Raw genomic sequence first — 15,237 nt, 5'->3', positions numbered from 1 at the left:
CCCCCGGTGGCGGCATTGCCCGCTGCCGGGGCCTTTCTGAAGATAATCCCCATGAGTCATACAGAACGAGACGTTGAAGCGCTCGCCGATATTCTCGCCATTATCCAGCGCCATCAGGTTTGTCGGTTAGCGATAAACGATGACGTGGCCCCGTACATTGTGCCGGTCAATTATGGCTATGAATGTGAAGACGGACGCTGGTTTATCTATTTTCACGGCGCAAGAACCGGGAAAAAGATGCGCCTGCTGCGACGGAACCCGGCGGTGAGTGTAGAAATCGATGGCGATCATGGACTGATTACGGCCGACGAGGCCTGCGACCACAGCTACGCCTTTACCAGCATTATCGCCAGCGGGCGCGCCGACATCCTGCGCGAGCGCGAGGCGATGCAGCATGGACTGGACGTTATCATGCGGCAGGTCAGGCCTGGCGAACGGTTTAGCTACCAGGAAAAAATGATGAAAGCGGTGTGTGTGGTGCGGATTGCGTGTGATTCGTTAACCTGCCGACGGCACCCGGCACCGTAACGTAAAACAGGCTCCTTGCGGAGCCTGTTTTTTTACGCGTTTTTCAGCACTTCGCTGACAATTTCTACCGCTTCTTTTTCAATCTTGCGGCGATGTTCTTCGCCGAGGAAACTTTCACAGTAGATTTTGTACGCATCTTCCGTGCCTGACGGACGTGCGGCAAACCAGCCGTTGTCGGTCATCACTTNCCGATGGACGCGCCGTTGCCCGGAGCGGCCGTCAGACGGGCGGTGATCGGGTCACCCGCCAGCGTGCTGGCGCTCACCATTTCTGGCGAAAGCTTAGACAGCGCGGCTTTCTGCGCGGACGTTGCCGCGGCCTGCAGACGGTTGTAGCTCGGTGCGCCGAAGCGCTGCGCTAGCTCATCGTAGTGCTGCTGCGGGTTCTTGCCGGTGACCGCGGTGATTTCTGCGGCCAGCAGGCACATGATGATGCCGTCTTTATCCGTTGACCACGGCGTACCGTCGAAACGCAGGAAAGACGCCCCCGCACTCTCTTCGCCGCCGAAGCCGAAGCTGCCGTCGAACAGACCATCAACAAACCATTTGAAGCCGACCGGCACTTCCACCAGCTTACGGCCCAGGTCGTTGACCACGCGGTCAATCATTGCAGAAGACACCAGCGTTTTACCGACAGCCACCTCTTTGCCCCACTGCGGACGATGCTGGAACAGGTAGTTGATCGCCACCGCCAGGTAGTGGTTCGGATTCATCAGCCCTGCCGGGGTGACGATGCCGTGACGGTCGTAATCCGGGTCGTTAGCAAACGCCAGGTCGAACTTGTCGCGCAGCGCCAGCAGACCCGCCATAGCGCACTCGGAGGAGCAGTCCATACGGATCGCGCCGTCTTTATCGAGGTGCATGAAACGGAAGGTTTGATCGACCTGATCGTTAACAATCGTCAGATCAAGCTTGTAATAGTCAGCGATGCGTTTCCAGTATTCGATCCCGGAACCGCCGAGCGGATCCACGCCCAGCTTCAGACCCGCTTTCTGAATAGCCGCCATGTCGACGATATCCGCGAGGCCTTCCACAAACGGCTGCACCAGATCCAGCGCCTTCACGCGGCCACTTTTCCAGGCCTCATCCAGGGTGATGCGTTTAACGTCTTTCAGGCCGTTCGCCAGCAACTGGTTCGCGCGGTCTTCAACAACTTTAGTGACGTTGGTATCCGCCGGGCCGCCGTTTGGCGGGTTGTATTTGATGCCGCCGTCTTCCGGTGGGTTGTGAGACGGAGTGATGACAATGCCATCCGCCAGCGGGCCGCCTTTTTTGTTGTGCACCAGAATGGCGTTTGAGACGGCAGGCGTCGGCGTAAAACCGTTCTCTTCCTGCACGATGATATCAACGCCGTTGGCGGCTAACACTTCGAGCACCGAAATGAACGCCGGCTCTGACAGCGCGTGAGTATCCTTACCCACAAAGCACGGTCCGGTGATGCCATTTTTGGCGCGATCTTCAGCAATCGCCTGGGCAATCGCCAGAATATGCTGTTCGTTAAAGCTGTGACGCCCGGCGCTGCCACGGTGACCGGACGTGCCGAATTTCACCGCGTGTTCGACGTTATTCACATCCGGTTTCAGCACATAGTACTGAGACGTCAACTGAGCGACGTTAATCAAATCACTCTGTTGTGCAGGCTGACCTGCACGCTGATGGTTTGCCATTGCCTGGTCCTTCTCATGCAAGGGTTAAATTGTGCCGCAAACCTTTTCAATCAATTCCGCGGGGAACTGCATTGACTGCATGATGTGCTCGATCATGCTGCATTTACGGCCCGTATTGGTGTTAGTTATTACCCAGTATGGCGTATCAGGAACCTGTTTGGGTTTTGTTTGATTGCCATTTTTCAGCAGCGTTTGCTCGTCCGCGGCGAAATAGACCCGGGTACGACCGTGCAGCGATTCCGTCGCATCGGCAAACGCAATGCTGTCCAGCGACCAGAGGGTGGAGAGCACCAGCATAAAGCGGTTTACCGCTTTCTTCTGTTCCGCATATTCATCAGAAAGCAGCAGCTCGCGCATGGCGCGGACTTTGTCTTTCGTCTGACTTGCAGGCTTAGCGTCGGTAGACGGCGCCTGAGCGGTGGCGGGTGCTGAAACCGTGCGGGTGGCCGGAGCAGCGGATTGCGTTACGGCGGAAAACTTGAGCATACGCCGTAAAATGTCAGATGCGGTCTCGCCAATGTGCTGCGTGTGGCTGGCAATATAGCGATAGAGTTCGTCATCAACTTCGATCGTTTTCATCTTAATCCAGTGATATATCTTTTCTGAATACAAGTCGTTGGGATTATAAGTACAAAACCCAACCGCGGATAGCGTCAAACCAGGATGGCGGCAAAATCCAGATTAGTTCCTGATCTTGCAGCCGGGCGGCAGAATGTTCACCATAATACCCTAACCCGACAGAGCGAATTAAAGAACTTTACTATGATTTTGAATACCCGAGCGCAAACTGCACAAAACCCGCACAAGAATTCTCCCATCATGCTGGTGCATGGTCTGTTTGGTAGCCTGGACAACCTCGGCGTGCTGGCGCGCGACCTGATGAGTGACCACGATGTTTATCAGGTTGATATGCGCAACCACGGCCTGTCGCCGCGTTCAGAGGTCATGAACTACCCGGCGATGGCGCAGGATCTGCTCGACACACTTGACGAACATAATCTGGAAAAAGCGATCGTTGTCGGTCATTCGATGGGCGGGAAAGCGGCGATGGCGCTGACCGCCCTGGCCCCGTCGCGGGTCGAAAAGCTGGTGGCGCTTGATATCGCGCCGGTGGATTATCAGGTTCGTCGTCATGATGAGATCTTCGCGGCCATTCGTGCCGTTACCGAGGCGGGTGCCACCANGTGCTGTGGCAGCAATATCCGCACATCGTCGGCTGGGAAACCATTCCGGCGTGGGATCACCCTGCCCTGTTTATCCCTGGCGGCAACTCGCCGTACGTGACCGACGCGTACCGCGATGCACTGCTCTCCCAGTTCCCACAGGCGCGCGCACACGTGATTGCCGGAGCCGGTCACTGGGTGCATGCAGAAAAACCTGAGGCGGTGCTGCGCGCCATTCGTCGCTACCTTGCCGACGCCTGAATGCTTAAAAACTCAGCGACCGCGCGCCAGAATGGCTGCGGTCGTTGGCGTGGGGGTTTCGCTGATGTATGATGGCGCGCTATCCATCCGGGCAATGGCCTGGTTGTTTGTTTCCCCGAAGTCACTCTGAATCATGGCAAAAGAACAAACGGACCGTACGACATTAGATTTGTTCGCAAATGAGCGTCGCCCGGGAAGACCGAAAACCAATCCGCTCTCGCGTGACGAACAGTTGCGCATCAATAAGCGCAATCAGCTCAAACGCGATAAAGTTCGCGGCCTGAAGCGTGTTGAGCTAAAACTCAACAGCGACGCCGTGGACGCGCTAAATGAACTGGCCGATGCCCGCAATATGAGCCGCAGTGAACTCATTGAAGAGATCCTGTTGAGCCAGCTGGCCAGCCTGCATCGCCAGGATAACGCCTGAAACACCACAAAAAACACATTTTCATGTAGCAGAGAGTGCAGTCCGGCATGATTGCTGTTTCCGTGCACTTCTCTGTTCTGCTATGATTGCCCTTATCTGTGGGCAATAAGCCACCACCATATCATTTAGTTTCAAGAGGTTATTTTACTCATGGCAATCGTAGGCATCTTTTTCGGCAGCGACACCGGTAATACCGAAAATATCGCGAAAATGATTCAAAAACAGCTTGGTAAAGACGTTGCCGACGTGCATGACATTGCGAAGAGCAGCAAAGAAGATATCGAAGCGTTCGATCTCCTGTTGCTGGGGATTCCGACCTGGTATTACGGTGAAGCACAGTGCGACTGGGACGACTTTTTCCCGACGCTGGAAGAGATAGACTTTAACGGCAAACTGGTGGCCCTGTTTGGTTGTGGTGACCAGGAAGACTATGCTGAATATTTCTGCGACGCGCTGGGAACCATCCGCGACATCATCGAGCCGCGCGGCGCGATTATTGTCGGTCACTGGCCGACCGCCGGTTATCACTTCGAAGCCTCCAAAGGCCTGGCGGATGATGACCACTTCGTTGGTCTGGCGATTGACGAAGATCGTCAGCCGGAACTGACCGCCGAACGTGTTGAAAAATGGGTTAAACAGGTGGCAGAAGAGCTGAACCTGGACGCGATCAAAAACGCGTAAGCATTGAGCGGTGTGATTAATAAATCGCACCGTATTAATAGATAAAAGCAATCAAATTAATCGCTACAAATTTTTAACTTTTGAGCGCATGCCTGTACAATAACGGCTGATTTAACGAGGAATGAGTGACAGCTTTGCTGGTAGTGCCTCGTTTTTGAAAGCATAGTATGCCAGGCGCTTGCAGTTTTCATTTATACATGGCAGTTCTATAATTGAGACGCATTCTACCGGGCGCATTCTCTGTGAGACTTCCGCTTAAGGAAGTGAATCGTTTAGCAACAGGACAGATTCCGCATGACTGACAACAATACCGCATTAAAGAAGGCCGGCCTGAAAGTCACGCTTCCACGGTTGAAAATTCTGGAAGTGCTCCAGGAGCCGGATAACCACCATGTCAGTGCGGAAGATCTATACAAGCGTCTGATTGACATGGGTGAAGAGATTGGGCTGGCAACGGTCTATCGCGTACTCAACCAGTTTGACGACGCCGGTATCGTAACCCGCCACAATTTTGAAGGCGGCAAATCGGTTTTTGAACTGACGCAGCAGCACCACCACGATCACCTGATCTGCCTGGATTGCGGCAAAGTGATTGAGTTCAGTGATGACTCGATCGAAGCGCGTCAGCGTGAAATTGCATCACGCCATGGCATCCGCCTGACCAACCACAGCCTGTACCTGTATGGTCACTGTGCTGAAGGCGATTGCCGCGAAGATGAACACGCGCACGACGCCGTGGAAAAGTAATCTTCAGTGACTCAGAAGCCAGCCTCCGGGCTGGCTTTTTTATTGCCTTTTTCAGACAAAAAAAGACCCGCAGCGCGGGCCTCTCCTGATGGTCATTACCATTACTGCTTATTGTTGCTACGGATTTCCTGCCAGATACGATCGCATTTGGCTTTAACCGCCTGGTCGTTACCGGTACGCGTGGCCTGAATGCACTGCTGGTAATCCAGCGTGCGCACGGTTTCCTGCGTCGCGAACTGCTCGTGTGCCTTCTCTTTGCGCAGCACGTTCAGCACGCTCTGGCAGGCTTCGATTTTATCCGGGTTACCTTCCGCCGTGTTAATGCAGGCGCTGTAGGCTTCTTTCAGGCGGCTGTCTTCCTTCGGCGCTGGTGTCGTCGGCTGCGCGCAGGCCACCAGACCGGATGCCATGATGGCGATAAGAATGAGTTTCTTCATTATGTCGTCCTTATGTCAGGAGCGGGTTTCCCCGCCCCTGCGGGCATCAGAAAATGGTGAACGGTGCAATGACGATGAATTTCACGTCGCGCTCATCCTGGAAGATGTTGCCGTAACCGCCGCCCCAGCTCGGAATGTCGGAGTGGTTGTCATACTGCGTGAAGTGGAGTTTGAACATCGTGCCTTTGGCACGGCCTTCCTGCACGGTGTACATTGCGTCCAGGCTGTAGGCAGATTCTTTGATTTTGTTGGAAGCCATGTCTTCGCGCTGGCCTGCCCCGTTGATAAACCAGTCCGACGGTTTCGCATCCCACGCGTAGACGTAAGAAGCGCCAACCGCCCAGCCAGGCAGATCCCAGTTTTTCAGGTCATACATCGCGCCGAAGAAGACCGCTTTTTCGCCGTTGGCGTTGAAGTCTGAGCGGTTATCCCACCAGATATCCAGACGACCGTTGGAGGAGGCGTAGGTTGGCGTCATACGCTGCAGGAAATAACCCTGCTGGCCTTCCGCACGCACCCAGGTGCCTTCCAGTCGCAGATCAACCACATCCGCTATTTTGTAGCCGAAGGTCAGCGCCTGTAACCATGCAGTGCCGTCGTAGATATCATTGATGGTGTTGTTGTCCGCTTTATCGCGCGCGCCATAGAACTGATAGCTGGTAGAGAGCGGAGAGCCCGCGACGTCAAATTTGTAGCTGGCTTTAGCGAAGTACTGATCGACAAACCCTTCAGACTGACCAAACGCCGCTTCCAGCACCAGGTCGTTTTTGAAATCGTATTTAGCGCCGAGGGAGTGCAGGTAATCGACTTTGGTTTTCTTGTCGTTCTGATAGAACTTGTCGGTTTCAATGTGCCACGGCGCTTTGTACTCGTTGGTCCACATGTAGGAGAAGCTCAGCGCGCCAGCATCGCCGTAATCAAAGTTCGCCCCGGCTTCCGCGCCCTGGTAAGTCCCCGGCATGAAGCTCCAGTGTGGCGCTAACAGAGTCTGCCCGGTCGGCTGAATGTAACCGGCACGTGCCCACACCGGGCCATATTTGAATTTTGCCGCCGCTTTATACAGGCTGATCCCGCTCTTATCGCCGGAGTAGTCTTCGTCATAGCCCTTATTGATCGAGGAGAACGCGATTTCGTTCGGGTGTCCGCTCTCGGCGGATTCCGCCATTTCGATCGCCGTGAAGGCCGCGATGTCCAGACCGAACATGTCAGCGGCATAACCGGACTGGAAGTCCAGGTTGGCGTTCCAGGTGGAGTGAGAAAGGTTGGTTTTGTATTTGTCGCCGTCGGTCACGTCTTTACGGTCACGCTCACGCTGCCAGTAATAGACGCCGCCGGTTAAGGTTGAATCATCGATGAAGCCTGCTGCACTGGCCTGCGGAACCGCAACCCAGCCCGACAATGCGGTGACGCCTGCAATAGCCAGCGCCAGCGTACTACGTTTGCCACTGAACGTACGCATGTGTATATCCTCTTTGACTTTTAAAAACGCCACTCAACAAAGCTGAGCGACGATAAATAGAAAAATGTAAAAAAGTAGTCGGGGAAATTCCCGTGCTTCTACTATGAGTAGACTATTTTTCGCGACGCGAATTATCAATCACTTTATGGCACGAAATGACAAGACTATGACAAAGCGCACATAATTGATTGCACTTTGTAACAAAGAACAATTTCAGGATATTGATGCAGAAAACGTTGCAGATTCAGCAAAATGCGGGAATCAGAGGATGAGAGGTAAGATTTTATTATTAAATTCAGATTTAACGGTGTTGTTTGCAAATGGTATTAATTCGCATCGCGAATGTTAATTAAAAGTAACATTCTGATTGGTAAGCGAAAAAAACGCCGCGCTAAGCGGCGTCTTTACTGGAACAGCGAATTACTCGCCGATTTTCGTCCAGGTATCACGCAGACCGACGGTGCGGTTAAACACCAGTTTGTCAGCCGTCGCGTAACGGCTGTCGAGACAGAAATAGCCTTCACGTTCAAACTGGAACGCTTTACCCACTTCCGCCGCCTTCAGGCTCGGCTCCGCGAAGCCCTGTTTGATCACCAGCGATTCCGGGTTAATGGTGGCAAGGAAATCGTCCGCTGCGCCCGGGTTTGGCACGCTGAACAGGCGATCGTACAGGCGAATCTCAACCGGCAGCGCATGTGCCGCGCTGACCCAGTGGATCACGCCTTTTACCTTGCGACCGTCAGCCGGATCTTTGCTCAACGTATCGGCGTCGTAGGTGCAGAAAATCGTGGTGATGTTGCCTTCCGCATCTTTCTCAACGCGCTCTGCTTTGATGACATACGCGTTACGCAGACGCACCTCTTTACCGAGCACCAGACGCTTGTACTGCTTGTTGGCTTCTTCACGGAAGTCAGCACGGTCGATCCAGATTTCACCGCTGAACGGCACTTCACGGCTGCCCATTTCCGGTTTGTACGGATGATTCGCCATGGTGACCATTTCGCTTTCGCCCTGCGGGTAGTTTTCGATAACCAGTTTTACCGGATCGATCACCGCCATCGCGCGTGGGGCGTTTTCGTTGAGATCTTCGCGAATGCAGGATTCCAGCGAGGCGATCTCGATGGTGTTGTCCTGTTTGGTCACACCAATGCGTTTGCAGAATTCGCGAATAGACGCCGGGGTGTAGCCACGACGACGCAGACCGGAGATGGTCGGCATGCGCGGGTCGTCCCAGCCTTCAACGTGCTTGTCGGTCACCAGCAGGTTCAGCTTACGCTTGGACATGACGGTGTATTCCAGGTTCAGACGAGAGAACTCGTACTGACGCGGATGGACCGGGATAGAAATGTTATCCAGCACCCAATCGTACAGGCGGCGGTTGTCCTGGAATTCCAGCGTACACAGCGAGTGGGTGATGCCTTCCAGCGCATCGCTGATGCAGTGGGTGAAATCGTACATCGGGTAGATGCACCACTTGCTGCCAGTCTGGTGGTGATCGGCAAACTTAATGCGGTACAGCACCGGATCGCGCATTACGATGAACGGCGAGGCCATGTCGATCTTCGCACGCAGACAAGCTTTACCCTCTTCAAAACCCCCGGCACGCATTTTTTCGAACAGCGCCAGGTTCTCTTCAACGCTGCGATCGCGGTACGGGCTGTTTTTACCCGGCTGGGTCAGCGTGCCGCGATACTCGCGAATTTCATCCGCAGAGAGTTCATCAACGTAGGCCAGGCCTTTGTTGATCAGTTCAACCGCATACTGGTGCAGCTGATCGAAATAATCCGACGAATAGCAGACTTTGCCTGCCCAGTGGAAACCTAACCATTGCACGTCGTTCTGGATGGACTCGACGTATTCGATGTCTTCTTTTACTGGGTTGGTGTCATCGAAACGCAGGTTGCACAGCCCGTGGTAATCCTGGGCGATGCCAAAATTCAGGCAGATAGACTTCGCGTGACCGATGTGCAGATAACCGTTCGGCTCAGGCGGAAAACGCGTGTGGATCGTGGTGTGCTTACCACTGGCCAGATCCTCATCAATGATCTGACGAATAAAGTTTGTCGGGCGGGCTTCAGCCTCACTCATCGTGGGTTCCTCAAGGCGTAAACAACGTATAACGGCATATGATCTTATAAGCCAGTCGAAGAGACAACCATTAGTTGCGGAAATTACCGCTCTGAAGAACGATCTTGGGGCTGATTGCTGCAAAAAAAAGCGGCGGAGGTTTCCCTCCGCCGCTTAAGGCATGTACGTGCTTGCTCAGGAGCGATTACTTGCCTTTAATCTCATACAGCGCGGTTTCGCCCGCCACGACATGACCCTGCGCCTTAATCACCAGGCCGCTGAAGTCATCGATGTTGCTGCAAACCACCGGGCTGATCATTGAGCGCGCGTTGGCATTCAGGAAGTCCAGATCCATCTCCAGGATGGGCTGACCTGCCGTCACTTCCGCACCCTCTTCCACCAGGCGCTTAAAGCCTTCACCGTTCAGTGCGACGGTATCGATACCCATGTGGACAACGATTTCCGCGCCTTTGTCAGTTTCCAGGCAGAAGGCATGGTTGGTGTTGAAGATTTTCACGATAGTGCCCGCTGCCGGAGAAACCACAACGCTTTCCGTCGGTTTCACCGCCACGCCGTCACCGACCGCTTTGCTGGCGAAGGCTTCGTCAGGCACCTGATCCAGCGCAACCACTTCACCGGTCACCGGAGAAACCAGCGCAGCGATGGTCGTTGCGTTCGGCACGGCCTGCGGTTTTACCGCCGCCTGTGCTGGCGCTGCAGCCGGAGCCGGAGCCGCTTCTGCTGCCGCAACAGGGCCCGTGGTGTGCATGGCGTTAGCGATTTTCTCCGCCACAAAGCCAACGATGATCTGCACGCTGGTTTTGTTCAGACGGATAACACCGGTTGCGCCGAGGCGTTTCGCCAGCGCTTCGTTCACTAGGCTGGAATCTTTTACAGACAGACGCAGACGGGTGATGCAGGCGTCGATACCGGTCAGGTTGTCAGAACCACCGACAGCGGCGATGTACTGACGCGCCAGACCGGCAACGTCCTGGTCTTTACCATTGCTCAGATTCACATCCTGACCATCCGCTTCGCTGCCGGCAACCGCCAGTTCGCGACCCGGGGTCATCAGATTGAATTTGGTGATGGTGAAGCGGAACACCAGGTAGTAGATCACGAAGAACACCAGGCCCTGCGGGATCAGCATGTACCATTGTGTTGCCAGCGGGTTACGCGAAGACAGCACCATATCCACCAGACCGGCGCTGAAGCCGAAGCCCGCAATCCAGTGCATGCTCGCGGCGATGAACACGGAGATACCGGTCAGCACAGCGTGAATAACGTACAGTACCGGCGCAACGAACATGAAGGAGAATTCCAGCGGTTCGGTGATACCGGTGAAGAAGGCCGCGAATGCGCCCGCCATCATGATACCGAGGACTTTCGCTTTGTTTTCCGGACGTGCGCAATGGTAGATAGCCAGTGCCGCGCCAGGCAGACCGAACATCATGATCGGGAAGAAGCCTGCCTGATAACGACCAGTGATACCGACCACCGCTTTACCTGCTTCGATGGACTGTGCGCCACCGAGGAAGTTAGGAATGTCGTTAATGCCCGCAACGTCGAACCAGAATACGGAGTTCAGCGCGTGGTGCAGACCGACCGGGATCAGCAAACGGTTGAAGAACGCGTAAACGCCCGCACCGATGGAGCCCAGTTTCTGGATATGCTCACCAAAGTTCACCAGACCATCAAAGATCACCGGCCAGATGTACATCATGATGAACGCTACAACGATCATCACAAAGGAGGTGAGAATCGGCACCAGACGACGACCACTAAAGAAGGAGAGCGCTTTTGGCAGCTCTACGCTTGAGAAGCGGTTGTACAGTTCAGCGGAGATGATACCCACCAGGATACCCACGAACTGGTTGCTGATTTTACCGAACGCCGCCGGAACCTGGTCCGCCGGAATTTTTTGGATCATCGACACGGCAGCTGGCGAGCAGAGTGTCGTTAATACGAGGAAACCGACGAAACCGGTGAGTGCTGCGGCACCGTCTTTATCTTTGGACATACCGTATGCAACACCGATGGCGAACAGTACGGACATGTTGTCGATGATGGCAGAGCCGGATTTGATAAAGAACGCCGCCAGCGCGTTCTCACCGGGGTCGATCCAATAGCCGACACCCATCAGGATGGCTGCGGCTGGCAGCGTGGCCACTGGCACCATCAGTGCGCGGCCTACTTTTTGTAAATAACCTAGAATACTCACTTTCTTCCCCCTATGAGACCCCGTTCAGACTCTTTCAAAGTCGTTTTTTTATTGTGTAACAAACCTTGAAGCGTGGCGATTTATCACCTACGTTCAGAGTGTGTGGAAAATTAATTCGTACCGCAAATTAAACACCTGCTTTTTGTGATTATAATCACCAAATATCGTAATAACCCCTCCCATTCACTGGCTAACAGCGAAAACTTATTTTATCATTCAAAAAATCAAGACGGATTGTCCCCTCTCGCTGACAAAACCAGGTTAGGCTTAACAGAGTATCGGTAGCAATCCGCCCACGCTTTAAATTAACTCTATTGAGGTGAACAATGAGACTGATCCCCCTGGCGACCGCTGAACAAGTAGGTAAATGGGCCGCACGCCATATCGTTAATCGTATCAATGCGTTCAAACCTACTGCGGATCGTCCGTTTGTGCTCGGCCTCCCGACCGGCGGCACGCCGCTCACCGCGTACAAAGCTCTGGTTGAGATGCATAAAGCAGGCCAGGTCAGCTTTAAGCACGTTGTCACCTTCAACATGGACGAATATGTCGGCCTGCCGAAGGAACACCCGGAAAGCTATCACAGCTTCATGCACCGCAACTTTTTCGATCATGTTGATATCCCGGCAGAAAACATCAACCTGCTGAATGGTAACGCGCCAGACATCGATGCGGAATGCCGTCAGTACGAAGAAAAAATCCGTTCTTACGGTAAAATCCACCTGTTCATGGGTGGCGTGGGCAACGACGGCCACATCGCGTTCAACGAGCCGGCCTCTTCTCTGGCCTCCCGCACCCGCATTAAAACCCTGACCCATGACACGCGCGTGGCAAACTCCCGTTTCTTCGACGGCGACGTCAACCTGGTGCCGAAATATGCGCTGACCGTTGGCGTGGGTACCCTGCTGGATGCCGAAGAAGTGATGATCCTGGTGTTGGGCTCGCAGAAAGCGCAGGCGCTGCAGGCCGCGGTAGAAGGCAACGTTAACCACATGTGGACCATCAGCTGTCTGCAACTGCACCCGAAAGCGGTTATGGTTTGCGACGAGCCGTCCACCATGGAGCTGAAAGTGAAAACGTTGAAATACTTCAATGAATTAGAAGCAGAAAACGTTAAAGGTGTTTGATTCAATACCGTCTCTCCTGCGGGGGAGACGGTCGTATTTTTGTAACCGGGGGTCGTAATGTATGCATTAACCCAAGGTCGGATTTACACCGGCCATGAAATTCTGGATGACCATGCGATTGTCGTCGCCAATGGCCTGATCGAACGTCTCTGTCCGCTGGCGGACTTACCGTCTGACATTGAGCAACACACCGTCAATGGCGCCATTATCGCCCCGGGTTTTATTGATGTTCAGTTGAACGGCTGCGGCGGCGTACAGTTCAACGACACCATGGACGCGGTCAGCGTGAAGACGCTGGAAATCATGCAGAAGGCCAATGAAAAATCGGGCTGCACCAGCTATCTGCCTACCCTGATCACCTCCAGCGATGAACTGATGAAACAGGGCATCCGCGTGATGCGCGAGTATCTGGCGACACACCCGAATCAGGCGCTGGGTCTGCATCTGGAAGGTCCGTGGCTGAACATCGTCAAGAAAGGCACCCATAACCCGGATTTCGTGCGCAAGCCGGACGGCAAACTGGTGGATTTCCTCTGTGAAAACGCTGACGTCATCACGAAAGTGACGCTCGCGCCGGAAATGGTTGAGCCTGAGGTGATCCACAAGCTGGTGAATGCCGGGATCGTGGTCTCCGCCGGTCACTCCAACGCCACGCTGAAAGAGGCGAAAATCGGTTTCCGTGCCGGGATCACCTTCGCCACGCACCTTTATAACGCGATGCCGTACATCACCGGTCGTGAGCCGGGTCTGGCGGGCGCGATTTTTGACGAGCCGGACGTGTACTGCGGCATTATCGCCGATGGTCTGCACGTCGATTTCGCCAACGTGCGTAACGCGAAACGCCTGAAAGGCGACAAGCTGTGTCTGGTGACCGATGCCACCGCACCAGCAGGCGCAAATATTGACCAGTTCATTTTTGCCGGGAAAACAATATACTACCGGAATGGATTGTGTGTAGATGAGAATGGCACGCTGAGCGGCTCCTCTCTGACCATGATTGAAGGGGTTCGCAATCTGGTTGAGCATTGCGGCATTGCGCTGGAAGAAGTTCTGCGCATGGCGACGCTCTACCCGGCGCGTGCGATAGGTGTCGACAAGCAACTGGGCAGCATTGCCCCAGGCATGATCGCCAACCTGACCGCATTCACTCGCGACTATAAGGTAACCAAGACCATCGTTAATGGTAACGAGGTCGTCACTGAGTAAGTAAAAGTATGACACCTGGCGGACAAGCTCAAATTGGCAATGTTGACCTCGTAAAACAACTGAACAGCGCGGCCGTCTATCGCCTGATCGATCAGCATGGCCCTATCTCGCGCATTCAGATTGCGGAACAAAGCCAGCTTGCCCCTGCCAGCGTGACAAAAATTACGCGCCAGTTAATTGAACGCGGCCTGATCAAAGAAGTCGATCAGCAGGCCTCCACCGGGGGTCGCCGCGCCATTTCCATCGTCACCGAAACCCGCAATTTCCACGCCATCGGCATTCGCCTCGGTCGTCACGACACCACGTTAACGCTCTACGATCTGAGCAGCAAAGTGGTGGCAGAAGAGCATTATCCGCTGCCGGAACGCACCCAGGAAACGCTCGAACACGCCCTGCTGAATACCATTTCGCTGTTTATTGCCTCCTGCCAGCGCAAAATCCGCGAACTGATTGCGATCTCGGTGATCCTGCCGGGGCTGGTTGATCCCGACAGCGGCGTGATCCGCTATATGCCGCACATCCCGGTGGAAAACTGGGCGCTGGTCGAGGCGATGGAAAAACGCTTCAACGTCACCTGTTTTATTGGTCATGATATCCGCAGCTTAGCGCTGGCGGAGCACTATTTTGGTGCAAGTCAGGACTGCGAAGACTCCATTCTGGTGCGTGTCCACCGCGGCACCGGTGCCGGGATCATCTCCAACGGGCGTATCTTTATCGGCCGTAACGGCAACGTCGGTGAAATCGGCCATATTCAGGTTGATCCGTTGGGCGAACGCTGCCACTGCGGCAACTTCGGCTGTCTGGAAACCGTTGCTGCCAACGCCGCCATTGAGCAACGCGTCCGTCATTTGCTTGAGCAGGGCTATCAGAGCCGTGTGACGCTGGAGGACTGTTCGATCAGTGCCATCTGCAAAGCCGCAAATAAAGGCGACCCGCTGGCCAGCGAAGTCATCGAACACGTTGGCCGCCAGCTCGGCAAAACCATCGCTATCGCCATTAACCTGTTTAACCCGCAGAAGGTGGTGATCGCCGGTGAAATTATCGAAGCCGAGCGCGTGCTGCTGCCCGCCATTGAAGGGTGCATTAATACGCAGGTGCTGAAGGCGTTTCGCAAGAATCTGCCGGTGGTGCGTTCCACGCTGGATCACCGGTCCGCCATTGGCGCGTTTGCGCTGGTAAAACGCGCTATGCTTAACGGCATCCTGCTACAGCGTTTGCTGGAAAGCTAAAGCGGTTTTATAGTACGC

12 protein-coding genes and 2 pseudogenes are annotated in these 15,237 nt (G+C 54.4%); 8 read left to right on the top strand and 6 right to left on the bottom strand.

Features of this window, described 5'->3' with window-relative positions; genetic code table 11:
• Positions 1-51: 51 nt before the first annotated feature.
• Positions 52-528, top strand: a complete 477-nt coding sequence (locus GM30_RS07575; protein WP_049848121.1) for a pyridoxamine 5'-phosphate oxidase family protein — start codon at positions 52-54, stop codon at positions 526-528.
• Positions 529-560: 32 nt separating this feature from the next.
• On the opposite strand, the pseudogene pgm reads toward GM30_RS07575, so the two are convergent.
• Positions 561-2,194: pseudogene (gene pgm, locus GM30_RS07570) on the bottom strand (phosphoglucomutase (alpha-D-glucose-1,6-bisphosphate-dependent)).
• Positions 2,195-2,218: 24 nt separating this feature from the next.
• Positions 2,219-2,773, bottom strand: coding sequence for a replication initiation negative regulator SeqA (seqA, locus tag GM30_RS07565; RefSeq protein ID WP_049848120.1), 555 nt, complete (start codon positions 2,771-2,773; stop codon positions 2,219-2,221).
• Between the two features lie 183 nt (positions 2,774-2,956).
• Here seqA and GM30_RS07560 point away from each other — a divergent pair.
• The 4 genes and pseudogenes from GM30_RS07560 to fur all read left to right on the top strand — a co-directional run bounded on the left by GM30_RS07560 (position 2,957) and on the right by fur (position 5,473).
• Positions 2,957-3,618 (top strand): annotated as a pseudogene (locus tag GM30_RS07560) (alpha/beta fold hydrolase).
• A gap of 133 nt (positions 3,619-3,751) precedes the next feature.
• Entirely contained in the window at positions 3,752-4,045 is a 294-nt protein-coding gene (gene ybfE / locus GM30_RS07555) for a LexA regulated protein (RefSeq protein ID WP_049848119.1), read from the top strand.
• A 150-nt stretch (positions 4,046-4,195) separates the two neighbouring features.
• On the top strand, positions 4,196-4,726 hold the full coding sequence (fldA, locus tag GM30_RS07550) for a flavodoxin FldA (protein WP_049848118.1): 531 nt from the start codon (positions 4,196-4,198) through the stop codon (positions 4,724-4,726).
• Between the two features lie 294 nt (positions 4,727-5,020).
• The gene (fur, locus tag GM30_RS07545) at positions 5,021-5,473 is read left to right on the top strand and encodes a ferric iron uptake transcriptional regulator (protein WP_004885952.1); all 453 of its coding nucleotides are present in this window, start codon (positions 5,021-5,023) and stop codon (positions 5,471-5,473) included.
• Positions 5,474-5,574: 101 nt separating this feature from the next.
• On the opposite strand, the gene GM30_RS07540 is transcribed toward fur, so the two are convergent.
• From GM30_RS07540 to nagE, 4 genes are all read right to left on the bottom strand, one after another.
• Entirely contained in the window at positions 5,575-5,910 is a 336-nt protein-coding gene (locus GM30_RS07540; protein WP_049848117.1) for a ChiQ/YbfN family lipoprotein, read from the bottom strand.
• Between the two features lie 46 nt (positions 5,911-5,956).
• The gene (gene chiP / locus GM30_RS07535; RefSeq protein ID WP_049848116.1) at positions 5,957-7,369 is read right to left on the bottom strand and encodes a chitoporin ChiP; all 1,413 of its coding nucleotides are present in this window, start codon (positions 7,367-7,369) and stop codon (positions 5,957-5,959) included.
• A 420-nt stretch (positions 7,370-7,789) separates the two neighbouring features.
• Positions 7,790-9,457 (bottom strand): glutamine--tRNA ligase, encoded by a 1,668-nt coding sequence (gene glnS / locus GM30_RS07530; RefSeq protein ID WP_049848115.1) that lies wholly within the window; start codon positions 9,455-9,457, stop codon positions 7,790-7,792.
• A 184-nt stretch (positions 9,458-9,641) separates the two neighbouring features.
• Positions 9,642-11,657: an N-acetylglucosamine-specific PTS transporter subunit IIBC gene (gene nagE / locus GM30_RS07525; RefSeq protein ID WP_072094067.1), complete on the bottom strand. Its 2,016-nt coding sequence runs from the start codon at positions 11,655-11,657 to the stop codon at positions 9,642-9,644.
• A 326-nt stretch (positions 11,658-11,983) separates the two neighbouring features.
• Here nagE and nagB point away from each other — a divergent pair, with 326 nt between their 5' ends.
• Genes nagB through nagC form a run of 3 tightly spaced genes read left to right on the top strand, consistent with a single transcriptional unit; the run spans position 11,984 to position 15,219 of the window.
• Positions 11,984-12,784, top strand: a complete 801-nt coding sequence (gene nagB / locus GM30_RS07520) for a glucosamine-6-phosphate deaminase (protein ID WP_049848114.1) — start codon at positions 11,984-11,986, stop codon at positions 12,782-12,784.
• Between the two features lie 57 nt (positions 12,785-12,841).
• Positions 12,842-13,990, top strand: coding sequence for an N-acetylglucosamine-6-phosphate deacetylase (gene nagA / locus GM30_RS07515; RefSeq protein ID WP_049848113.1), 1,149 nt, complete (start codon positions 12,842-12,844; stop codon positions 13,988-13,990).
• A gap of 8 nt (positions 13,991-13,998) precedes the next feature.
• Positions 13,999-15,219, top strand: a complete 1,221-nt coding sequence (nagC, locus tag GM30_RS07510; RefSeq protein ID WP_049848112.1) for a DNA-binding transcriptional regulator NagC — start codon at positions 13,999-14,001, stop codon at positions 15,217-15,219.
• Positions 15,220-15,237 lie beyond the last annotated feature (18 nt).

Origin of the sequence: Trabulsiella odontotermitis (assembly GCF_001188485.1) — a bacterium.
Classification (GTDB): domain Bacteria; phylum Pseudomonadota; class Gammaproteobacteria; order Enterobacterales; family Enterobacteriaceae; genus Trabulsiella; species Trabulsiella odontotermitis_A.
This window is presented reverse-complemented; position numbering and strand designations above follow the sequence as displayed.